We start from the raw sequence: 22,281 nt of genomic DNA, 5'->3' as shown, positions 1-22,281 counted from the left end.
CTCACCGTTAGAGCATGATGCCGAAAAGTGTGAGCGGTTTTCGGGCGACATCATGCTCTGACTCTTTAATGTAGAACAGGATTCAGATTTTCGGCCGGACCGGCCTAAAATCATCCTGTTCTAGGAGATCTGGCACATGCAGCACGAACGCCCTGGCATCGAACTTTCCGGACGGCCGCTCGGTTTTGCCGAGATGGCGGCGATCGGTGCGGGCAAGGCGAGGATTTCGGCTTCGGCGACCGGCATGGCCCGCATCGCCATTGCCCGCGAGATCGTCGAGGATGCGATTGCTTCAGGCATGCCGGTCTACGGCTCGACAACCGGCGTCGGCGCCATGAAGGATGTGGAGTGGTCGGCCGACGAACTCGACACCTTCAATCTCGGCCTGGTGCGCGCCCATCATTTCGGTACCGGCACGCCGTTTTCCTGCAATGTCGTGCGCAACGCCATGGCGATCCGCGTCAATACGGCGCTGACCGGCCAGGTCGGCTGCACGCCGGAGCTGATCGAGGCCTATATCACCATGCTGGACGCCGATCTCATTCCGGTCGTACGCCGCACCGGCTCGATCGGCTGTGCGGATATCGGCCTGATGGGGCAGATCGGCGCGGTGCTGACCGGCGTCGGCGAAGCGGTCTATCGCGGCAACCGGATGCAAGCGGCTGAGGCTTTCCGGGCGGCCGGGCTGCAGCCGGTGCGGATGGCGCCGCGCGACAGCCTCGCCTCGCTCAGCATCAATGCGGTGAGCTTTGCCGCGGCTGCGGAAACGACACGCGATGCCGCCGCCTCGATCCGCATCCTGCTGGCGACGGCGATGATGGCGGCCGGCGCGCTCGGCGCCTCCCGCGATCCCTGGAAGGCGGTCCGCCATGTCGGCACGGCGCGTGAGGCGCTGATCGGCGCCTGGCTCTGCAATGCCTCCGACGACTGGAACTGGCCCGTCGCGACGCATGTGCAGGATCCGCTCAGCCTGCGCATGATTGCCCAGGTGTTCGGCGCGGTGATCGAAAACCTGCTGTCAACGGGCCATAAGATCCTTGCCGCCACCGGCCGTTCGGACGACAATCCCGTCGTGGTCGAAGGCCGGGTGATGACCTCGGGCGGTTCGCTGCCGCTCGATGTGACGATCCTCTTGGAATCGGCCGCACTCTGCATGGCGCATGCGGCGCGCAATGCCTTCAACCGCTGCGTCATTCTCGGCAACGGCCAGCGGCGCGACCTGCCGGTCAATCTGGTGCCGCCGGGACGGATCGCCACCGGTTTCGGGCCGATCATCAAGCTTGCCGGCGAGATTTTTTCGCGCGTGCTGTCGATGTCCAATCCGGTGTCGGCGCAGTCGCTGGTGGTGGCAGCCGGGCTGGAGGACGAGGCGGCCTTCTTGCCGCTGGTCATCGAGCGCTTCGAACGGCAGATGCAGGCGCTGAAGCGTCTGGCGGCGCTGGAGGCGCTGCTCTCGGCCCAGGCGATAGACATTCTCGGCGATGAACCGCAGGGCGTCGCCGCCATGCTCTACGAGGTCGTGCGCAAACATGCGGATTTCTATATCGTGGACAGGCCGCTTTCGGCCGAGGTCGAGGCGATCGAAGAGGAACTCGGTTCGGACGACTTCCTCTCGAGGCTGACCGAGCAGGTTCCGATCGCCTCCTTCGACGATTTCTTTGCGCTCGGATCGCTGGAGCATATCGAGGAGCGGCTGCCCCGCCACGAGCCGCAGGCACTCTGAACTCAGCTTAGGGAGGAAGCGTCATGGACTTCGATCTCGTTCTGCAGGGCACGGTGGTGCTGCCGGACCGCATTCTCGAGGAAGGCTATGTCGCCACCCGTGACGGCAAGATCGCCGAGGTCGGCCTCGGCGTGCCGCCTGCGGCGCGTGAACGGCATCTGCTCGGCAAAGCGCTGATCCTGCCCGGTGCGATCGACGCCCAGGTGCACTCGCTTTCCCAGAAGGATCAGGAGGATTTCATCTGGTCGACGCGTTCGGCGGCGGCCGGTGGCGTAACAACGATCGTCGATATGCCTTATGACGAGGGCGATCTCGTCTGCTCGGCGGCGGCGGTCAAACGCAAGATCGACCATGCCGGGCAGCAGGCGCGTGTCGACTTCGCGCTTTACGGCACGGTCGATCCGGAAGAAGGCCCGGCGCGGATCGGCGAGATGGTCGCGGCAGGCGTTGCCGCCTTCAAATTCTCGACCTTCGGCACCGATCCCAAGCGTTTCCCGCGCATTCCGCCGGCCCTGCTCGACGCCTGCTTTGCGGCGATCGCGCCGACGGGGCTGACGGCGGGCGTGCACAATGAGGATGACGAGGCGGTGCGCAGCTACATGGCTGCGGTAAAGGCGAGCGGCATCACCGACTGGCGGGCGCATGGCCTGTCACGACCGCCGATCACCGAACTGCTGGCGATGCATACGATCTTCGAGACAGGGGTTGCGACCGGCTGCCCGGCCCATGTGGTGCACTGCTCGCTCGGGCGCGGCTATGACATCGCCCGCGCCTATCGACGTGACGGTTTTGCCGCGACGGTCGAATGCTGCATCCATTATCTGACGCTCGACGAAGAGAACGACGTGAAGCGCCTCGGCGGCAAGGCGAAGATCAATCCGCCCCTGCGGCCGCGCGCCGAGGTGGAGAGGCTCTGGCGGAAGGTGGCCGACGGCGATGTCTGGCTGGTCTCGACCGATCACGTCAGCTGGTCGGAGAACCGCAAGACCAATCCCGACATGCTCGCCAACGCCTCCGGCGTTCCGGGTCTGGAGGTAATGGTGCCGCTTTTCGTCAAAGGCGCCAGGGAGCGCGGCATTCCGCTGACATGGGCGGCGAAGCTGATGGCGGAAAATCCGGCCAGGCATTTCCGGCTCGACCATATCAAGGGGGCGCTGACCCCTGGCAAGGATGCCGATATCATCGTGCTGGAACCGCGGGACAGCGTCTATGACGCCGCCGCAAGCGGCAACAACGTCGTCGGCTGGAGCCCCTATAACGGCATCCGCCTGCCGTGGACCGTTGCGACCACCTATCTCAGAGGCGAGAAGATCGCCGAGGGCGGCAAGGTGCTGGCCGAACCCGGCACCGGCCGGTTCGTAAGGCCGCTGCCGCGCCAGGTCGTTGCCGGAGCGCCCGCATGAGCCGCAATCTGCCCGTCGATGCCGGCCGGATCGCCGCGGATATCGAGGCGCTCGCCGCAATTACCGAGCCCGGCCATCCCTGGACGCGGCGGGCCTTCACGCCGCTCTTTCTCGAAGGCCGGGCCTATATCGAAGCGCGGATGAAGGCCGCCGGATTGCAAACGCGGATCGATGCCGCCGGCAATCTGATCGGCCGGCGCACCGGCCGCAAACCCTGGCTCGGCACGATCATGCTCGGTTCGCATTCCGACACGGTGCCGGACGGCGGCCGTTTCGACGGCATTGCCGGGGTGATCTCGGCGCTTGAGGTGGCGCGCGCACTGAGCGACAAGGCGATCGAACTCGACCACGATCTCGAAGTGGTCGACTTCCTCGCCGAGGAGGTTAGCATCTTCGGTGTCTCCTGCATCGGCAGCCGCGGGATGACCGGGCAATTGCCGGAGGCCTGGCTTTCGCGCGTCAGCGACGGGCGCGACCTGGCCGAAGGCATCGCCGAGGTGGGGGGAAGTCCAGACGTGCTGGCACAGCAGAAGCGGCCCGATCTGGCAGGCTTCCTCGAGCTACACATCGAGCAGGGGCCGGTGCTCGAAGCCGAACGGGAGGATATCGGCATCGTCACCGCGATCTCCGGCATCACCCGCATCGAGATCACCGTCGAGGGCCGGGCCGACCATGCCGGCACGACGCCGATGGACCGGCGGGCGGATGCGCTGGTGGCGGCCGCCCAGCTGGTGCTCGACATCCGCAACGCCGCCGCCGAGCTTGCCAAGATGCCGGGCCACTTCGCAGCGACCGTCGGGGAATTCCGGATCGAGCCGAATGCCGCCAATGTCGTACCGTCGAAAGTGGTGCTGCTGATCGACGGCCGCGCCGAAATCCGCGACGATATGGAAGCTTTCTGCCGCTGGCTCGACGGCCATGTCGAGAAGCTCGCGGACGCCTATGGCGTGACGATCGCGGCGCCGAACCGGGTATCCGACAATCTGCCGACGCCCGACGATGCCGGGCTGCTTTCGACGCTCGAAGCTGCCTGCGTCCGTGTTGGTGCCAAATATCGACGCATGGCGTCCGGCGCGGGGCACGATACGGCCTGGATCGCCAAGGTGGCGCCGGCGGCGATGATCTTCGTGCCCTGCCGGGAAGGCCGAAGCCATTGCCCCGACGAATGGGCCGAGAATGACGATATCGCGCTCGGTGCCTCCGTGCTGTTCGAAGCGGTGCGCGAGATGGACAAGGATTTGAAGCGGGAGAAGGCTGATGAGACGCATACTGGTTGAGAAAGACGTCGAAGCCGCCGTCAAGGGCGGCTCCGTCTATGCCGCCGGCGGCGGCGGCTGGGCCGATCATGGGCGGATGCTCGGGCTTGCGGCCGTCAATGTCGGCAAGCCGGAGCTGGTCTCGATCGACGAACTGCAGGACGAGGACTGGGTTGCTACCGCTGCCGCCATCGGCGCCCCCGCCTCCACCACGCCCTGGGAAATGCAGGGCATCGATTATGTGAAGGCGGTGCAGCTCTTGCAGGAGGCGCTGGGTGAAAGGCTTTCCGGGCTGATCATCGGCCAGAACGGCAAATCCTCGACGCTGAACGGCTGGCTGCCCTCGGCGATCCTCGGCACCAAGGTAGTCGACGCGGTCGGCGATATCCGCGCCCATCCCACCGGCGACATGGGCTCGATCGGCATGGCCGGTTCACCCGAGCAAATGATCCAGACCGCCGTCGGCGGCAATCGCGCCGAGAACCGCTATATCGAACTGGTGGTGAAGGGGGCGACGGCGAAGATTTCGCCGGTGCTGCGCGCGGCCGCCGACCAATCCGGCGGTTTTATCGCCAGCTGCCGCAATCCGCTGCGCGCGTCCTATGTCCGCAGCCATGCAGCACTCGGGGGCATCTCGATGGCGCTTGCGCTCGGCGAGGCGATCATCGCGGCGGAGAAACGCGGCGGATCTGCTGTGATCGACGCCATCTGCAAGACAACGGGCGGGCATATCCTCGCCGAGGGCGTCATATCTCGAAAGGACGTCGTCTACACCAGGGAAGCTTTCGATATCGGCACGGTCACCGTCGGCACGGGCGAAAAGTCGGTGACGCTGCATGTGATGAACGAATATATGGCGGTCGACGATGCGGGTGGCGGCCGGCTTGCGACCTTCCCAGCGGTGATCACCACGCTGTCGCCGGAGGGGGAGCCGCTCAGCGTCGGCCAGCTGCAGGAGGGCATGTCCGTCTTCATCCTGCATGTGCCGAAGGACCTCATACCGCTGTCGGCAAGCGTGCTCGATCCCACCGTCTATCCCGTCGTCGAAAAGGCGATGGGGATCGAGATCGCCCGCTACGCTTTGGAAACGAAGGCCTGAACCATGACGCGCGATCCCGGCCTCGAAGAATTGCTGCGCGAGGAACTCGGCGACCGGCCGGGCCTTGCCGAAAAATCGATGTTCGGCGGTCGGGCCTTCCTGCTGAATGGCAATCTTCTTTGCGGCGCCCGTCATGACGGCATGCTGATCCGCCTCGGCAGAGGCAATGACGGCTGGGCGCTGGCCCTGCCCGGTGTGATCCAGATGCTGTCGGGCGAGCGGGTGATGCAGGGCTGGGTGCGGGCCACCGCCGAGGTTTATGGCGACGATCGGCTGAGACGGCGTTTGCTCGATGCAGCGCTTGCCTATGTGGAATCGCTGCCGGAGAAGTAAAGACTGAGCTTTTCCCCTTCTCCCCAGCGGGGAGAAGATGTCCGAAGGACAGATGAGGGGGCGAGCGGCGAAGCCGCGAGTGACTGAGCGCAAGCGAAGGGCAATGAATGTTGTACCGTGTGGCCCCCTCATCCGACCCTTCGGGCCACCTACCGGGGTCGAGCCACAGGTCTCGACCCGTCCTTCGGACCCCCACCGGGGAGAAGAGAAAGAGCAGAGACGCAAAAAGGAACCCCCGATGCCGAAGGCCAATCCACGTCATCCGAAATTTCCGATTCCCGGCGGACCGGACTTGCGCGCCAAGGGCTGGCGGCAGGAAGCGCTGCTGCGGTTGCTCGAAAACGTGCTGTCCGTCGGCGAGGATCCCGAAAACCTGATCGTCTATGCCGCACTCGGCAAGGCGGCGCGCAGCTGGGCGGCGCACAAGGGCATCGTCAAGGCGCTGACCGAGATGGAAGAGGACCAGACGCTGCTCATCCAGTCCGGCAAGCCGATCGGGCTGGTGCGGACGCACGCCAAGGCGCCGCTCGTCATCATGGCGAACTGCAATATCGTCGGGCAATGGGCGAAGGCCGAGGTGTTCTACGAGCTGCAGCGCATGGGACTGATCTGCTGGGGCGGACTGACGGCCGGCGCCTGGCAATATATCGGCAGCCAGGGCGTCATCCAGGGGACCTACGAGATCTTCATGCGCATTGCCGAGCGGCGCTTCGGCGGCGATCTTGCCGGCCGGTTCGTGCTGACGGCCGGCCTCGGCGGCATGGGCGGGGCACAGCCGCTCGCCGGCCGCATGGCGGGGGCTGCGATCCTCTGTGTCGATATCGACCCGGAACGGGCCCGCAAGCGCCAGCAGATCGGTTATCTCCAGGAAATCGCCCCCGATCTCGATACCGCCCTTCAGATGATCGATGCAGCGGTCAAGGAGAAGCGGGCGCTTTCCGTCGGGCTGGTCGGCAATGCGGCGGAGGTCTATCCCGAAATCGCCCGGCGCGGCATCGTGCCCGATATCGTCACCGACCAGACCTCGGCGCACGACCTCGTCTACGGCTATGTGCCGAAGGGCATGAGCCTCGATCAGGTCAAAGGGCTGCGCGACGACGGCCAGGGGCAGTTGATGGCGGCAAGCCGCGCCTCGATCGTCGAGCATGTGACGGCGATGCTGGAATTCCAGAAGCGCGGCGCGGAAGTCTTCGACAATGGCAATCTCATCCGCACCCAGGCGAAAGAGGGCGGCGTCGCCAATGCCTTCGACATTCCGATCTTCACCGAAGCCTATCTGAGGCCGCTGTTTGCCCGGGCGATCGGCCCGTTCCGCTGGATGGCGCTCTCGGGCGCGGAGAGCGATATCGCCCGCATCGACGACCTGTTGCTCGAACTCTTCCCCGACAACAGGATCATCACCAACTGGATCCGTCTGGCGCGCGAGCATGTTCCCTTCGAGGGGCTGCCGGCCCGCATCGCTTGGCTCGGCCACGGCGAACGCACGATGCTGGCGCGGCGCGTCAACGCGCTGGTCCTAGGCGGCGAGCTCAAAGGCCCCATCGCCTTTTCCCGCGACCATCTCGATGCCGGCGCCATGGCGCATCCGAATATCATGACCGAGCGGATGAAGGACGGCTCGGATGCGATCGCCGACTGGCCGCTGATCGATGCGATGATGCTCTGCTCGTCGATGGCCGATCTCGTCGTCGTCCATTCCGGCGGCGGCGGTTATGCCGGCTACATGACGAGCTGCGGCGTCACCGTCGTCGCCGACGGCAGCGATGCCGCCGATGAGCGGCTCGACCACGCGCTGACCAACGACACCGCCCTCGGCGTCATGCGGTATGCCGATGCCGGTTATGAGGAGGCGCTTGATGAAGTGGCGAAGAAGGATGTGCCCTATATCCGGCTTGGTTGAACAGTTCTCGACTTGCTATAGACTGTTGTCATACCCACCAGGAGCGATGACGTGGAAACAGCCAAGATCTTCTGGTCAAGAGGTTCCCAGGCCGTCCGGCTGCCCAAGGAATTCCGCTTCGAAGGCGATGCCGTCACTATCAGGCGCCAGGGGCGGGCGGTTATTCTCGAGCCGATTTCCGACGATTGGGGATGGCTTGCCGACGTGACCGGTTCTGTCGATCCCGACTTCGCCACAGCGGCCAAAGAACAGCCTGCGGCACAGATGCGTCAATCGATCAGATTTGAAACTTCGACGAGATTGCCGTCGGGGTCTCTGAAATAGACCGAGCGCAGGCGCCCGGTCGCACCGGTGCGTTCGACCGGGCCTTCTTCGACCACAATGGCCGACGCCCGTAGATGGGCGATGACGTCGGCAAGCGGCGTCTCGGCGATGAAGCAGAGATCGCCGGAGCCGGGGACGGCATGTGTTGCCTTGGGTTCGAATTCGTGACCGGCCTGATGCAGGTTGATCTTCTGTCTGCCGAATTTCAGCGCCTTTCGGCCTTCCGCAAAGGTTTCGACCGACATGCCGAGAATGCGGGAATAGAAGTCGCAGGTGGCTGCGATATCGGCGACGGTCAGCACGAGATGATCGAGACGGTCTATGCGGATCATGCTTTTCTCCTCACGAAGTGCTGGGCGACACAGGCGGAGATAAAGGCGAGCGCCAGCATGGCAAGTGTGAAGAGGACGACGGCGGCCCAGCCTTCCACAGCAAAGAACCAGCCGCCGGCCGAGCCCATCAGGCTGGAGCCGACATAATAGGCGAGCATATAGAGCGACGAGGCGTGGCCCTTGGTGCCATGCGCAAGCTTGCCGACGAGGCCGCTGGCGATGGAATGGCTCATGAAAAAGCCGGTCGTCAGCACCACGATGCCGAGAATGATGGATGGCAGAGGGGCGAAGAGCGTCAGGGCGCTGCCGGCGGCCGTCAGCGCCAGACCGAAGAGAAGCACGCGAAAATGCCCGATCCGGTCTCCGATGAGGCCGCCGATCGAGGCGGCGCCGATGCCGAAGAGATAGACGGCGAAGATCAGGCCGAGTTCGGTCTGATTGAGGTTATAGGGCGGCGCCACGAGACGGAAGCCGGCATAATTGTAGATCGTTACGAAGGAGCCCATCGCCAGGAAGGCGATGGCGAAGACGAAGGGCAGTGCCGGATTTTTGAGATGGCCGAGCCAGGCTTTCGCGTGAAAGCGCGGATCGAAGCCCGGCCGGCGGACGAAATTCTTCGACGGCGGCAGCAGGGCGATGAAGCCGATCGCGGCGGCAAGGCCAATGGCGCCGATGAGGAAAAGCGCCGGCCGCCAGCCGAGATATTCGGCGAAGATGCCGGTGAGAACGCGACCGGACATGCCGCCGAAGGCCGTGCCGCCGACATAAAGGCCCATGGTGGCGCCAAGGCCGCGCGGATCGATTTCCTCGGCGAGATAGGCCATGGCGACGGCGGGCACGCCGCCGAGAACGAAGCCCTGCAAGGCGCGGACGACGAGCAGCAGATGCCAGTTCGGGGCAAAGGCCGTGGCCACCGTCAGCAAGGCGGCGCCGACCAGCGATATCGACATCAGGCTGCGGCGGCCGAGCCCTTCCGAGACGGCGGCGGCACAGACGATGGCGAGGGCGAGGAAGCCGGTGGAGAGCGAGAGCGACAGCGAGCTTTCCGCCGGGCTGACGGCAAATTCCTGCGAAAAGATCGGCAGCAGCGGCTGCACGCAATAAAGCAGCGAGAAGGTGGAAAAGCCGGAGAGGAAAAGCGCCAGGCTGGCGCGTCGATAAGCGCCGGTGCCGCGCGAGAGGTAGTACCTTTCCTGCGGGAACGCGGACTTCACGGCATGGGATGGCGGCATATCTTCATCCTGACGAGCCTTCGAATTCACGGATTATCCGCAATATCCCAATAGGGCGGATCGCCGAAACTCTTCTTCAAGTGATCGGCAATCGCGCGCAGCTTGGCCGAGGGATTTCGTCCCTCCGGATGGGCCATATAGATGAATTCGGCCTCCGGCCTGTGACCGACATCGATTTCGGCAAGCCTGCCTTCGCGGATAGCCGGGCCGGCGATAAAGGCGGGCAGCAGCGCGATGCCGAGACCGGCAATTGCGGCGTCGCGGAGCATGTCGCCATTGTTGATGGCGAGCGCCAGTTTCGCGCGGACAACGACCGCACCCTCCGGCGTCTGGAAGCGCCAGTCGGCGACGCCGCGATTGGTGTAGAAGATGCCACGATGGCCATTCAGCTCGGCCAGCGACGCGGGCGTGCCCTGACGGGCGAGATAATCCGGCGAGGCGCAGAGCAGGCGGCGGCTGCGCGTCAGCTTCCAGGCGACCAGTCGGCTGTCGGCGATCGGGCCGTTGCGGATGATGGCGTCATAGCCGTCCGAGCCCGCATCGACACGCCGGTCGTCGATATCGAGCGTCAGCTCGATATCGGGATGGTCGGCAAGAAAGGGGTAGAGCGCCGGGCCGAGATGCATGCGGCCGAAGGTGACGGGGGCGGCGATGCGGATCGGCCCGGATAGCGTGCCGCGCCGCTCGGCCATGTCGGCGGCGGCCTCCTCGATCTCACGCACGATGCGCGCGGCCCGTTCCAGGAAGACCGCACCGTCCTCGGTCAGAGTGAGTTTGCGCGTCGTACGGTGCAGCAACATGCCGCCAAGCGCCTTCTCCAGTTCTGCCAGCCTTTCGCTGACGACGGATTTGGAGAGCCTGAGCCGCCGGGCCGCCTCGCTGACCGAGCCGGCCTCGACGACGGCAACAAAAGCGGCAATGCCTTCGATCCTGATCATTGTTCGGTCTTTCCGAATTCGAATTCCCCGATCTGGAGACTAATCCGAACGAAAAGAAAATGCCATCTTCCATTCAACGGAAGGGACGGCAGGGGCCGCCTCGCGTGAACACAGGAGATGGAACCATGAACCGCTTGAACAACAAGGTCGCAATCGTCACCGGCGCAAGCTCCGGCATCGGCCGCGTCACGGCAAAGCTCTTTGCCGCAGAAGGCGCCAAGCTCATCGTCGGCGCCCGCCGTCAAGCCGAACTCGACAGTCTTGTCGCGGAGATCAAGGCAGAGGGCGGCGATGCCGTGGCCGTTGCCGGCGACGTCCGGTCGGAAGACTATCACAAGGCACTCGTCGCGGCCGCCGTGACCCATTACGGCAAGCTCGACATCGCCTTCAACAATGCCGGCATCATCGGCGAAGCCGGTCCGAGCACCGGTGTCTCGGAAGCAGGTTTCAGCGAGGCGCTGGCGGTCAATCTCACCGCATCCTTCCTCGCCGCCAAACATCAGATCGGCGCGATGGCGCAAAATGGCGGCGGCTCGGTGATCTTCACCTCGACCTTCGTCGGCTACAGCTTCGCCTTTCCCGGTGTCGCCGCCTATGCCGCCAGCAAATCCGGGCTGATCGGGCTGACGCAGGCGCTCGCCGCCGAATTCGGACCGCAGGGCGTGCGCGTCAATGCCATTCTGCCGGGTGCGGTCGATACCGACATGTACCGGGACATGAACGATACGGCCGACAAGCAGGCTGCCGTCACCGCTATGCATGCCCTGAAAAGGGTCGCCACACCGGACGAACTCGCCCGCTCGGTTCTCTACCTCGCCTCCGACGATTCGAGCTTCGTCACCGGCACGGCGTCGCTGGTTGACGGCGGCATTTCGATCACCCGCAGCTGAGACGGCGAGGGCTACCGCCATCGACCGGAAAAGACCCCTCCCCAACCCCTCCCCTAACACGTTGCACCAACTGCGACAGACATCGGCCTTTCTGCGGATGAGACGATGAAACGGATATAGGCGGCGCGGCATCTAAGCCCCTCCCCCTTGTGGGGAGGGGTTGGGGAGGGGTCTTCACTACGCAACTATTCACCGCTCTTGAGCAGATCCGATGCCTTTCCCCCCGCGATTGCATGTTCTGCGCCAAAGGCTTAGGGTCGGGCCCGGTCAATAAGGCGACGGGTAGAAAGCCATGGCTCTCAGCGGCAAACGCATCCTCCTCATCATCTCCGGCGGCATCGCCGCCTATAAGAGCCTGGATCTGATCCGCCGGCTGCGCGAGCGCGGTGCAAGTGTGCGCCCGATCATGACCAAGGGGGCGCAGGAATTCGTCACGCCGCTTGCCGTCGGCGCGCTGGCCGCCGACCACGTCTTCCTCGATCTGTTTTCGCGTGAGGACGAACAGGATGTCGGCCATATCAGGCTGGCGCGCGACTGCGACCTCGTGCTCATCGCCCCTGCCACGGCCGACCTGATGGCGAAGATGGCGAATGGGCTTGCCGACGATCTCGCCTCGACCGTGCTGCTGGCGACCCAAAGGCCGGTGCTGGCGGCACCGGCAATGAACCCCAGCATGTGGGCGCATCCGGCGACGCGGCGCAATGCGGCGCTGCTCCGGGCAGACGGCATCCGCTTCGTCGGACCGATGGCCGGCGAGATGGCGGAGAGCCGGGAGGCCGGGCTCGGCCGGATGGCGGAGCCGCTTGATATCGTCGCGGCGGCCGAAACCATGCTCGACGACGGAGAGAAGCCGCTGAAGGGGCGCAAGGCGATCGTCACCTCAGGACCGACGCACGAGCCGATCGACCCGGTGCGCTACATCGCCAACCGCTCATCCGGCCGGCAGGGACATGCGATCGCCGCTGCCCTTGCCAAACTGGGAGCCGAAGTGACGCTGGTCTCGGGGCCGGTGACGATCGCCGACCCCGTCGGCGTCAGCACCGTGCATGTCGAGCGGGCGGAGGAAATGCGCGACGCGGTGCTCGCGGCGCTGCCGGCCGATATCGCCGTGATGGTGGCGGCGGTGGCGGACTGGCGCGTTGCCTCGGCCGCCGACCAGAAGCTGAAGAAACATCCGGGCGAATCCATCCCGACATTGGCGCTGACCGAAAACCCCGACATCCTCAAAACCGTCGGCCATCATACGATGCGGCCGAAGCTGGTGATCGGCTTTGCCGCCGAGACGCAGGACGTGGAAAGCAATGCGAGGGCGAAACTCGAGCGCAAGGGCGCCGACATGATCGTCGCCAACGACGTCTCGCCGGCGACCGGCATCATGGGCGGCAGCCGCAACAGCGTCCGACTCATCCGTCACGACGGCGTCGAGCGATGGCCTGACCTCGCGAAGGAAGAGGTTGCCGATAGGCTGGCAGCGCTGATCGCCGAGAGTTTCAGGCAGGGATAGCCATGCGCTGCGGCTGGACGGCACTTCGCTTTCCCGGCCGGAACTCTGAGACATCGATGCCGTTTTCGCCGACGGTGACGGCGCTGCCATCGGGAATTTCGGCCCAGGCGTCGACATCGTCGTTCAAGGGCTCGGAGACGAGGCAATAACCGGCGCTGGCAGGTGAGGCATAGAGCGTCGGCGCCTTGCGATCGGTGGCATAGCGGATGGCATAGAGCGTCTTGCCGTCGGAAAAGGCGGCGGTGAAACGCAGCAGGATCGAACCGAGAATGCTTTCGGCCAGCTCCTCGACGAAGCCGACCATATCCGCCATAGCGGCGATCGGCGCTTCGCGCAGGCCGAATTGCAGCGCCAGCAGGAACATCAGCTCGGAATCGGTCGTGCCGCCGCGGGCATTGAACAGCTCATCGTCGAGCATCGCCTCCATCGGACGGCGCAGACGCTCGAAGCCGGAGATCTGGCCATTGTGCATGAAGGACCAGATGTCGTGGGTGAAGGGGTGGCAATTGTCACGGCGCGTGCCGCCGCCGGTGGCGGCGCGGACATGGGCAAGGAAGAGCGGCGAACGGATCTGCCGCGCCAGGCTCTTCAGATTGCAATCCGACCATGCCGGCAGGATATCGCGGTAGCGGCCGGGCTCGGGCCTGTCGCCATACCAGGCGATGCCGAAGCCATCGCCATTGGTCGCCGTCTTGGCGCGGGTGGCGCAATGAGACTGCTCGATCAGCGAATGGGCGGGCGAGGATACCAGTTCCTCGAGATAGAGAGGGTCTCCGCGATAGGCTGCCCAGCGACACATGACTTTCTTGCTCCGGGACCCGCCGCCGCATCGGCGGGCATGCTAAATTCTCTGCCGTCGCGGCTAACAACAGCTTAACGCGCGACCGGTTTGCAAGTGCAAGGTGACGGTTTCGTGGCGCTCGGGATGTTCAAATTCGGCGAAAGCCTGTGTTCTTTTGTGAACACTGCGTTGTGCGCAGGGCAGGCTTCGCGCTTAGCGGCCGGGCCGCTATAGTTGCCGCCAAGTTGAACCTTCAAGAGGACATCATGTCGATCCGCCCCGTCAAACATGAAAGTACCGCCACACCGACCATGGAAGGCGCGGGCGTGAAGCTGCACCGCGTCTTCGGCTTCGGCGATCCTGCGATGACCGATCCCTTTCTGATGATGGACGATTTCCGCAATGACAATCCGGAGGAATATATTCGCGGTTTCCCATGGCACCCGCATCGCGGCATCGAGACAATCACCTATGTGCTTGCCGGCACCGTCGAACACGGCGACAGCCTTGGCAACCGTGGCCTGCTCGGCGCCGGCGATATCCAGTGGATGACGGCGGGCAGCGGCATCATGCACCAGGAAATGCCGAAGGGCGATTTCGCCGGCCGCATGCACGGTTTCCAGCTCTGGGCAAACCTGCCCTCCTCGCTGAAGATGACGGCGCCGCGCTATCAGGACGTCAAATCCGCCGATATCCCTGTCGTCGTCGATGATGACGGCACGGCCGTGCGGGTGATCTGCGGCGATTTCTGGGGCAAGGCCGGTCCCGTCGACGGCGTTGCCGCCGAGCCGATCTATCTCGACGTCTCGGTGCCGCCCGGCAGGAAGAAGCGTCTGCCGGTCGACACCTATCGCAACGCCTTCGCCTATATCTTCGCCGGCTCCGGCACCTTTCGCGATGCGTCGAAACCCTTCGGCGTGCGCGTCGAGAAGGAAGTCGACGGTGAGGAGTTGAACATTCGCGACATGTCCGGCAACCGCACGCTCGTGGTCTTCGACAGCGGCGACGAAGTGACGGTGCAGGCGGGCGACCAGGGCATCCGTTTCCTGCTTGTGTCAGGCAAGCCAATCGAGGAGCCGGTCGCATGGCACGGCCCGATCGTGATGAACTCGCGCGAGGAAATCATGCAGGCGATGCGCGAACTGCAGAACGGCACCTTCATCAAGGCGGCGCATTGATCGCATTTCTCTCTTGCATCTGCGAAGAATCAGCCTACCTTCGAGCTATCAGCAACAGAACGAAAGGAAGGTGATCCAATGTCTAATGAGATTTCGGACCTCGTAACGGGCATGGGAGAGATGATGAAAGCGAGGCAGCCCTCGCTGTAATCCCCGCCTTCCTGGGGCTGCATAGACAGTCCAGGCCAGTTTGAGGCCAAACTCATGGAAAGGGTCGCCGAGGCGGCCCTTTTTTATTGCCGTGATTTCATCAGCATTGACGAACCATCGCGAGCCCACTACTCATAAAGTCATCAGATGACTTTATGAGTAGTGGGATGCGGGCGATCAGCAGGACCAATCTCGCCGATGCGGCAATCGAGGCGATCCGCAGCGATATTCTCGGCCAACGCTGGGCGGTCGGCGGGAAATTGCCGAATGAAGCCGCGCTGTCGGCCATGCTTTCGGTCAGCCGCGGCACGGTGCGCGAGGCGGTGCGGGTTCTGGTCTCCCAAGGCTATCTCGAAACGCGGCAGGGGTCGGGTACCTATGTCCGCGCGACCAGCGATGCCGGCCGGCCGCTGACCATGGCGCGGCGCGCGAGCCTGCGCGACCAGTTCGAGGCACGCCTGGCGCTCGACGTCGAGGCCGCGCGGCTGACGGCGGTCCGCAAGACGCCGGCGACGGTTGCCGGGCTTCGCCGGCTGCTTGCCGAGCGCGGCAGTTACGAGGACGGCGATCAGTCGGCTTTCATTGAACGCGACCTCGCCTTCCACAAGGCCGTCATTGCCGCCTCCGGCAATCGGGCGATGATCGAGATCTACGATTTCTTCTCGGCCTCGATCGCCGATACGATCGCCGCCACCCTCGGCGGGGATATTCCCGAACCGGATATGCAGGCGCATGCCGATATCGTCGACGCCATCGAAACCGGCGATCCCGACCAAGCGGATGCGGCGGTGCGCCGCTTCATGGCGCCGGTTCTTGCCGCCCTCGAGCGGATGATCCTGTCATGACCACATCTTCCGCCGATGCCGTCACGACACTCGACGTATCAGACGAATTGCTTGTGGACGCCGAGGCCGGCAGCCTGCCGGCGCCGCAGGCAACACCGCTGCGCGGTGCCGCGGATCGTTTGCTGCTCGGCGCCAGCCTGGTGCTGATCGCCTTCAACCTGCGCCCGGTCTTTTCGAGCGCCTCGGCGCTGCTGCCGGAAATCCGCGCGGAACTTGGCCTCAGCGCGCTTGGCGCCAGCCTGCTGACGACGCTTCCGGTCGTCTGCCTCGGCGCCTTTTCGCCGCTTGCGCCACGTCTTGCCCAGCGCCTCGGCACGGAACGCACGCTGCTCGGCGTTATCCTGCTTCTGGCCCTCGGCACTGCGTTGCGCGGGCTTTCCTCGGTGCCGCTGCTCTTCATCGGCACCGCGCTCGCCGGCGCCTGTATCGCCATCGGCAATGTGCTGCTGCCGGGGCTGGTGAAACGGGATTTCGCGGGGCGCGCCGCGCTGATGACCGGCTTCTACACCATGGCGCTCTGCGCCGGTGCGGCCAGTGCGGCCGGGCTGACGCTGCCGATCGAGCACGCGCTCTGCGGCTCGCTCGAAGGCGCCCTCGCCGCCTGGGCGCTGCCGGCGCTCATCGTCGCCCTGCTCTGGCTGCCGCAGGTTCTGCGCAGCGGCAGCCAGGCCAGGCGAAACGGATTTCATGTCAAAGGCCTCTGGCGGGACCGGCTGGCCTGGCAGGTGACGCTGTTCATGGGGCTGCAATCGGCGCTTGCCTATTGCGTCTTCGGTTGGCTGGTTCCGATCCTGCGCGAACGCGGCCTCGACGGCGTCAGCGCCGGGGCGATCGTTTCGCTGTCGGTGATGGTGCAGGCGGCATCCTGCCTGATCGTGCCGCATATCGCCGTGCGTGGCAAAGACCAGCGGCTGATCAATGCCAGTCTTTGCAGCGTCGCCGTTATCGCCTTGCTCGGCCTGCTGTTTGCGCCGCTGTCGACGGTCTGGCTGTGGGCCTTGCTGCAGGGCATCGGCCAGGGCGGGCTGATCGCGGCGGCGATGACGACGATCGTGCTGCGCTCGCGCGATCCCGATGTCGCCGCCCATCTCTCCGGCATGGCGCAATGCGTCGGCTACCTGCTTGCCGCTATCGGCCCGCTGATCGTCGGCCTCATCCGCAGTTGGACCGGCAGCTTTTCCTGGTGCGCCGCCCTCTTCGTCGCGCTGGGGCTCGGAGCGGCGATCAACGGCTGGAAGGCCGGCCGGTCGGTCGAGATCAATGTCCATGCCGTGGAAAAGGTGAGCTGAGCCCTCACCGACCCATCACCATCTCTTGATGCCGGTCGCCGTTCGCGGATGTTACGCTATCTCTAAGGCGCAGCCCGCACCGCCGGAGGAGACACTTTGCGTTTACGACCCCTGTTTCTGTTTGCCGTTCTGGCGGTGTCGCTCGCCCCTGCCCTTTCCCCGGCTGAGGAAAGCGGTCAATCTGGAGAGAATGTCGAGCGCAGTGCGCGTGATGGCGTGCTGAAGCTGCTGCCGGCCGATTCCGTCACCGAGCACGAACTGACGATCGGCGGCCGGAAGATTGCCTATACCGCGACCGCCGGCACGCTCGATCTCTTCGGCCAGGACGGCGCGCCGACCGGCGCGATCTTCTACACCGCCTATGTTGCAAAGGATGCAGGCCCGGACCGGCCGCTGACCTTTGCCTTCAACGGCGGCCCGGGTGCGGCTTCCGCCTTCCTGCATCTCGGGCTGGTCGGGCCCAAGGTGCTGGATTTCGGGCCTCAGGCCCGCGACGGCGCGCACGCGCAGCTCGTCGACAACCCGCAGAGCTGGCTTGATTTCACCGATCTCGTGATGATCGATCCGATCGGCACCGGCTGGAGCCGGACGGTGAAGGCCGACGACGCCTCCAATTATTACAACGTCAACGCGGACGCTGAGAGCATCGCCAAGGCGATCGCGCTCTATGTCGCGCACAACAACCGCTCCAACGCGCCGAAATATCTGCTCGGCGAAAGTTACGGCGGCTTCCGTGCCGCCAAGGTCGCCTCGGCGCTGCAGGAAAGCCAGGGCATTATCGTTGCCGGCGCGGTAATGCTTTCGCCGCTGCTCGAGGGTCAGCTGATGTTCAACGCCGATCAATTCCCACTCGGCGCAGCACTGGAGCTGCCGTCGCTGGCGGCGGCCGAACTCGACCGGCACAACGCCTTTGACGAAGAGAAGCAGCGCGCAGCGGAAACCTTCGCGCTCGGCGATTATCTGACGACGCTCGCCGGGCCGCCGCCGACGGGCACTGAGGCCGCCGCCTTCTATGGCAGGATCGCCGACCTGACGGGTATCCCTCAGGATATCGTCACGCGCAACCGCGGCTTCCTCGGCAATTCCTTCGTCAAACATTCGGACGGGGGCAGCGGCGAGGTGATGAGCCCTTACGATGCCGCCTTTGCCGCCCCCGACGCCTATCCGGAATCGGATTACGACCGCGGCGACGACGCCATTCTCGACGGCTTCACCCGCGCCTATGGCGGCGCTTTTGCCGACTATGCCCGCAACGAGCTCGGCTTCAAAACCGAGATGACCTATTCGCTGCTCGACAGCGATATCAGCCGGCGCTGGGAATGGGGCGGCGGGCGCGGCGGCGGATCGCGCTTGCAGGCCAGCGCCACCGACGACATCAGGCAGTTGCTTGCGTCGAACACGGCCTTCCATCTTTTGATCGCGCATGGCTACAGCGATCTGGTGACGCCTTACGGCGTCAGCCGCTATGTTGTCGATCACCTGCCGCCGTCGCTTGCCGGCGGCCGCGTCGGGCTGAAACTTTATCGCGGCGGGCATATGTTCTATACCAAGGCCGATCAGCGGGCCGCCTTCACGGCGGATGCCAAGGCCTTCTACGCCACGCACCCGGCCACGCCGCCGGCGGAATGAGGACACGCCGATGCATATCACCGGAGGATGCCATTGCGGAGCGATCCGCTACCAGGCCGAGATCGATCCGGAGCGGGTGTCGATCTGCCATTGCACCGATTGTCAGCGGCTGACCGGCTCGGCCTATCGCATTACCGCGCCGGCGCGGCCGCAAAGCTTCACGCTCGTAGCAGGCGAGCCGCGCGGTTATACGAAATATGGCGACAGCGGCGGCCTCAGCCGGCAATTCTTCTGCCCGAACTGCGGATCGCCGCTCTATCGCACCGATGGCGAAGGCGGCGCCATCGGCATTCGCCTCGGCGGCATCGACCAGCGGCGGGAACTGGCACCGAAGAAACAGATATGGTGCCGCTCGGCCCTGCCCTGGGTGGAGAATATCGCACCGCTGCCGCGGTTCGATCGCGAGGATTAAGCTGGCGCCGCAGCGATCACGCCGCCTTGGCGGCGTGATATTCCTTGATGGCGACCATCTTGATCGCCGGATGGCGTTCCGATTCGTACCGCAGCGAAAAGGCGTCCTGGGCGAGGAAGACCGGGTCTCCGTCGAGATCGCGGGCGATATCGCCGCGTTTGACGGTGAGGAATTTTTCCAGATCGGCCGGCTGATCGGCCGAGATCCAGCGGCAGACGGAGAAGCGCGACATTTCGAAGGAGACCGGCAGGCCGTATTCGGCCATCAGCCGCTCCTTCAGCACGTCAAGCTGCAGGGCGCCGACGACGCCGACGATTGCCGGCGAGCCGTCTTCAGGCGAAAACAGCTGGACGACCCCTTCTTCGGCCATCTGCTGCAGCGCTTCCTTGAGCTTCTTCGCCTTCATCGCATCTTCCAGGCGCACGCGGCGCAGGATCTCAGGCGAGAAATTCGGCACGCCCTGGAAGACGAGGGCTTCGCCTTCGGTCAGCGTATCGCCGATGCGCAGCGTCCCGTGATTGGGAATGCCGACGACGTCGCCGGCATAGGCGGTGTCGGCAAGCTGGCGCTGCGAGGCGAAGAAGAATTGCGGCGCCGTCAGGCCGAGCTGCTTGCCGGTGCGGGCAAGCCTTGCCTTCATGCCGCGCTCGAGCTTGCCGGAGCAGATGCGGGCAAAGGCGATGCGGTCGCGGTGGTTCGGGTCCATATTGGCCTGGATCTTGAAGACGAAGGCGGTCATCTTGTCGTCGGTCGCGTGCACGGTCCTGATATCGGCGACCTGGTCGCGCGGCGGCGGCGCAAAATCGCCAAGCGCGTTGATCAGGTCGCGAACGCCGAAATTGCGCAGCGCCGAGCCGAAGAAGACCGGCGTCATATGGCCTTCCAGGAAGGATTCGCGGTCGAAGGGGCGGCAGGCTTCGATCGCAAGCTCCGTCTCCTCGACGAAAGCCCGGCGCTCGTTTTCCGGCAGCCGGTCGGCAACAGCCTGCGGACCGTTGACCGGCGTTCCCTCGATCTCGGTATCCGAACCGCGCACCGTGTTGGCGGCAATATTGTAGGAGCCGCAGAAGGTTTTCGAGCGGCCGATCGGCCAGGTGATCGGCGCCGTATCCAGCGCCAGCTTCTCCTCCACCTCGTCGAGGATCTCGAAGGGATCGCGGCTTTCACGGTCCATCTTGTTGATGAAGGTGATGATCGGGATATCGCGCATGCGGCAGACTTCGAAGAGTTTTAGCGTGCGCGGCTCGATGCCTTTGGCGGCGTCGATGACCATGACCGCGGCGTCGACGGCCGTCAGCGTGCGATAGGTGTCGTCGGCGAAATCCTCGTGGCCGGGCGTGTCGAGGATGTTGAAGACATTGTCGTTATATTCGAAGGTCATCACCGAGGTGACGACCGAGATGCCGCGCTCGCGCTCGATCTTCATCCAGTCGGAGCGCGTCTGCATGCGATCCTTCTTCGCCTTGACCTCGCCGGCAAGCTGAATGGCGCCGCCGAACAGCAGCAGCTTTTCGGTGAGCGTCGTCTTGCCCGCGTCCGGGTGGGCGATAATAGCGAATGTGCGGCGGCGGGAGACCGCCTCGGCGAGACTTTCGGCCATACTGTGAATCCTGTGGAATTGCCGCGTATCTAGCGATTAAAGCCCGGCTTTGCAATTGACCTCGGCGTTTGCTGCGCAAAGTAATGGGGCATGACCATTCATCACGATACGCGCCCGGCGCTGAACCTCATCCGCCTGACCAATGGCGAAGGCCTCGACCTGCCCTCCTATGAAAGCAAGGGAGCGGCCGGCATGGACCTGCGCGCCGCCGTCGATGGCGATACACCGCTGACGCTGCTGCCCGGCAAACGGGCGCTGGTGCCGACCGGCTTCATTTTCGAGATCCCCGAGGGGTTCGAGGGCCAGGTGCGGCCGCGTTCCGGTCTTGCCTTCAAACACGGCATCACCTGCCTGAATTCGCCCGGCACCGTCGACAGCGACTATCGCGGCGAGGTGAAGGTGCTGCTTGCCAATCTCGGCGAGGAAGCCTTCACCGTCGAGCGCGGCATGCGCATCGCCCAGATGGTGATCGCGCCGGTGACCCAGGCGCGGGTGGCCGAGAGCGCCACGGCCAGCGAGACGATGCGCGGCGCCGGCGGCTTCGGTTCCACCGGGGTGTGATGACCAAGCGCCCCGACAGCGCGGGCCTCTTCTTCCGGCAGGATTATTTCGGCGACCCGGCCGGCTGGGCGGCTTTGGTCTGCCTGCTCCAGGATATTTTCGGCATCGATATCGGCCCGCTGCAGCAGCTCGGCGGCCCCGATCCCACCAGCATGCCGTTCGGCTGGTTCGATGCCGAGGGCGGACTTGCGGCCAATATCTCAGCCTTTGCACTGCCTTTCGTTCTCAACGGCAGGCTCGTCCATGCCGCCGGGCTGCAATCGGGCGCCGTGCGGCCGCCATGGCGCGGGCGCGGGCTCTACCGCGACCTGACGGTGAAGGCGCTCGATTGGTGCGAACGGCAGGGTTTTGAAGCCGTCATCCTCTATACCGACAAGCCGTCGCTCTACGAGGCCTACGGTTTTCGCGCGATCGCGCAGCATCGATACGAAGGAGCGGCCCCCGTCCCCTCTCCTTTCGCCGGCCCGGCTCGGCTGCTTGCGCCGACTGACGCGGACGATCTTGCGCTGCTGCAATCGCTGCTGGAAAGACGGAGCCCGGTTTCGACATCCCTCGCGGTGACAGCCAATGCGGCAATGTTTCTCATCAACACGCAGCTCGATCCCGATGTGCGCGTCAGCTTCCTGGAAGATCAGGCAGCCGCCATCGCCTGGAAGACGGATGCGGCGGGCCGCTTCAGTCTTCTCGACATCGTGGCGGCGGAGATGCCGACACTGGCAGAAATCCTCGGCGGGCTCGACATCGCCTCCGCCGCCGTCGACGTGTTTTTTCGTCCCGATAAGCTCGACTGGACGGGCGCTGCGCAGCCGTTGGAAAGCGGCACGGTGCTGATGCTCCGCGGTCTCGGCGACGACGTCCCGCACTTTCCGGCAATGCTGTCGCCGATGGCGGATTTCTAACCC

21 protein-coding genes are annotated in these 22,281 nt (G+C 64.7%); 16 read left to right on the top strand and 5 right to left on the bottom strand.

What is annotated here, in order from left to right:
* Positions 1–136 precede the first annotated feature (136 nt).
* From AMK05_RS01940 to AMK05_RS33015, 7 genes are all read left to right on the top strand, one after another.
* Entirely contained in the window at positions 137–1,723 is a 1,587-nt protein-coding gene (locus AMK05_RS01940) for an aromatic amino acid lyase (RefSeq protein ID WP_064836057.1), read from the top strand.
* Positions 1,724–1,746: 23 nt separating this feature from the next.
* Entirely contained in the window at positions 1,747–3,126 is a 1,380-nt protein-coding gene (locus tag AMK05_RS01935; protein WP_064836055.1) for a dihydroorotase, read from the top strand.
* A complete protein-coding gene (locus tag AMK05_RS01930) occupies positions 3,123–4,403 on the top strand; it encodes a Zn-dependent hydrolase (RefSeq protein WP_064836053.1) in 1,281 nt (426 codons plus the stop codon). Before AMK05_RS01935 ends, AMK05_RS01930 begins: the two co-directional genes overlap by 4 nt.
* Positions 4,384–5,481 carry a DUF917 domain-containing protein gene (locus AMK05_RS01925; RefSeq protein ID WP_064836051.1) on the top strand — a complete coding sequence of 366 codons (1,098 nt, stop codon included), beginning with the start codon at positions 4,384–4,386 and terminating at the stop codon, positions 5,479–5,481. The genes AMK05_RS01930 and AMK05_RS01925 overlap by 20 nt, the downstream gene beginning before the upstream one ends.
* Before the next feature lie 3 nt (positions 5,482–5,484).
* Positions 5,485–5,814, top strand: coding sequence for a TfoX/Sxy family protein (locus AMK05_RS01920; RefSeq protein WP_064836049.1), 330 nt, complete (start codon positions 5,485–5,487; stop codon positions 5,812–5,814).
* A 238-nt stretch (positions 5,815–6,052) separates the two neighbouring features.
* Positions 6,053–7,714, top strand: coding sequence for a urocanate hydratase (locus AMK05_RS01915; protein WP_064836047.1), 1,662 nt, complete (start codon positions 6,053–6,055; stop codon positions 7,712–7,714).
* Positions 7,715–7,765: 51 nt separating this feature from the next.
* On the top strand, positions 7,766–8,038 hold the full coding sequence (locus AMK05_RS33015) for an antitoxin (protein WP_082935606.1): 273 nt from the start codon (positions 7,766–7,768) through the stop codon (positions 8,036–8,038).
* On the opposite strand, the gene AMK05_RS01910 is transcribed toward AMK05_RS33015, so the two are convergent.
* Genes AMK05_RS01910 through AMK05_RS01900 form a run of 3 tightly spaced genes read right to left on the bottom strand, consistent with a single transcriptional unit; the run spans position 7,984 to position 10,540 of the window.
* Positions 7,984–8,370, bottom strand: coding sequence for a VOC family protein (locus AMK05_RS01910; RefSeq protein WP_064836045.1), 387 nt, complete (start codon positions 8,368–8,370; stop codon positions 7,984–7,986). The two genes, AMK05_RS33015 and AMK05_RS01910, sit on opposite strands and share 55 nt — an antisense overlap.
* A complete protein-coding gene (locus AMK05_RS01905) occupies positions 8,367–9,602 on the bottom strand; it encodes an MFS transporter (protein ID WP_064841237.1) in 1,236 nt (411 codons plus the stop codon). Before AMK05_RS01905 ends, AMK05_RS01910 begins: the two co-directional genes overlap by 4 nt.
* A 26-nt stretch (positions 9,603–9,628) precedes the next feature.
* Complete coding sequence (locus tag AMK05_RS01900; protein ID WP_064836043.1) at positions 9,629–10,540, bottom strand: LysR family transcriptional regulator; 912 nt, start codon at positions 10,538–10,540, stop codon at positions 9,629–9,631.
* Between the two features lie 125 nt (positions 10,541–10,665).
* On the opposite strand from AMK05_RS01900, the gene AMK05_RS01895 reads away from it, so the two are divergent.
* Entirely contained in the window at positions 10,666–11,430 is a 765-nt protein-coding gene (locus AMK05_RS01895) for an SDR family oxidoreductase (RefSeq protein WP_064836041.1), read from the top strand.
* A gap of 292 nt (positions 11,431–11,722) precedes the next feature.
* The gene (gene coaBC, locus AMK05_RS01890) at positions 11,723–12,934 is read left to right on the top strand and encodes a bifunctional phosphopantothenoylcysteine decarboxylase/phosphopantothenate--cysteine ligase CoaBC (protein ID WP_064836039.1); all 1,212 of its coding nucleotides are present in this window, start codon (positions 11,723–11,725) and stop codon (positions 12,932–12,934) included.
* On the opposite strand, the gene AMK05_RS01885 is transcribed toward coaBC, so the two are convergent.
* A complete protein-coding gene (locus AMK05_RS01885) occupies positions 12,921–13,733 on the bottom strand; it encodes a class II glutamine amidotransferase (RefSeq protein ID WP_064836037.1) in 813 nt (270 codons plus the stop codon). The genes coaBC and AMK05_RS01885 overlap by 14 nt on opposite strands.
* Positions 13,734–13,981: 248 nt before the next feature.
* Between AMK05_RS01885 and AMK05_RS01880 the strand changes: the two genes are divergently transcribed.
* From AMK05_RS01880 to AMK05_RS01860, 5 genes are all read left to right on the top strand, one after another.
* Positions 13,982–14,893: a pirin family protein gene (locus AMK05_RS01880; RefSeq protein WP_064836035.1), complete on the top strand. Its 912-nt coding sequence runs from the start codon at positions 13,982–13,984 to the stop codon at positions 14,891–14,893.
* 317 nt (positions 14,894–15,210) lie between these two features.
* On the top strand, positions 15,211–15,888 hold the full coding sequence (locus AMK05_RS01875) for a FadR/GntR family transcriptional regulator (RefSeq protein WP_064836034.1): 678 nt from the start codon (positions 15,211–15,213) through the stop codon (positions 15,886–15,888).
* The gene (locus AMK05_RS01870) at positions 15,885–17,177 is read left to right on the top strand and encodes a CynX/NimT family MFS transporter (protein WP_064836032.1); all 1,293 of its coding nucleotides are present in this window, start codon (positions 15,885–15,887) and stop codon (positions 17,175–17,177) included. Before AMK05_RS01875 ends, AMK05_RS01870 begins: the two co-directional genes overlap by 4 nt.
* 96 nt (positions 17,178–17,273) lie before the next feature.
* On the top strand, positions 17,274–18,806 hold the full coding sequence (locus AMK05_RS01865) for a S10 family peptidase (RefSeq protein WP_064836030.1): 1,533 nt from the start codon (positions 17,274–17,276) through the stop codon (positions 18,804–18,806).
* Positions 18,807–18,816: 10 nt separating this feature from the next.
* The gene (locus AMK05_RS01860) at positions 18,817–19,218 is read left to right on the top strand and encodes a GFA family protein (protein ID WP_064836028.1); all 402 of its coding nucleotides are present in this window, start codon (positions 18,817–18,819) and stop codon (positions 19,216–19,218) included.
* Positions 19,219–19,234: 16 nt separating this feature from the next.
* On the opposite strand, the gene AMK05_RS01855 is transcribed toward AMK05_RS01860, so the two are convergent.
* On the bottom strand, positions 19,235–20,818 hold the full coding sequence (locus AMK05_RS01855; protein ID WP_064836026.1) for a peptide chain release factor 3: 1,584 nt from the start codon (positions 20,816–20,818) through the stop codon (positions 19,235–19,237).
* Between the two features lie 90 nt (positions 20,819–20,908).
* Between AMK05_RS01855 and dut the strand changes: the two genes are divergently transcribed.
* Positions 20,909–21,379 (top strand): dUTP diphosphatase, encoded by a 471-nt coding sequence (gene dut, locus AMK05_RS01850; protein WP_064836024.1) that lies wholly within the window; start codon positions 20,909–20,911, stop codon positions 21,377–21,379.
* Positions 21,379–22,278, top strand: a complete 900-nt coding sequence (locus AMK05_RS01845; protein WP_064836022.1) for a GNAT family N-acetyltransferase — start codon at positions 21,379–21,381, stop codon at positions 22,276–22,278. Before dut ends, AMK05_RS01845 begins: the two co-directional genes overlap by 1 nt.
* Positions 22,279–22,281 lie beyond the last annotated feature (3 nt).

The sequence above is a fragment of the Rhizobium sp. N324 genome (assembly GCF_001664485.1).
Taxonomy (GTDB): Bacteria; Pseudomonadota; Alphaproteobacteria; order Rhizobiales; family Rhizobiaceae; genus Rhizobium.
Note: the sequence above shows the minus strand (reverse complement) of the source record. Positions and strands in the feature narration are given on the sequence as shown.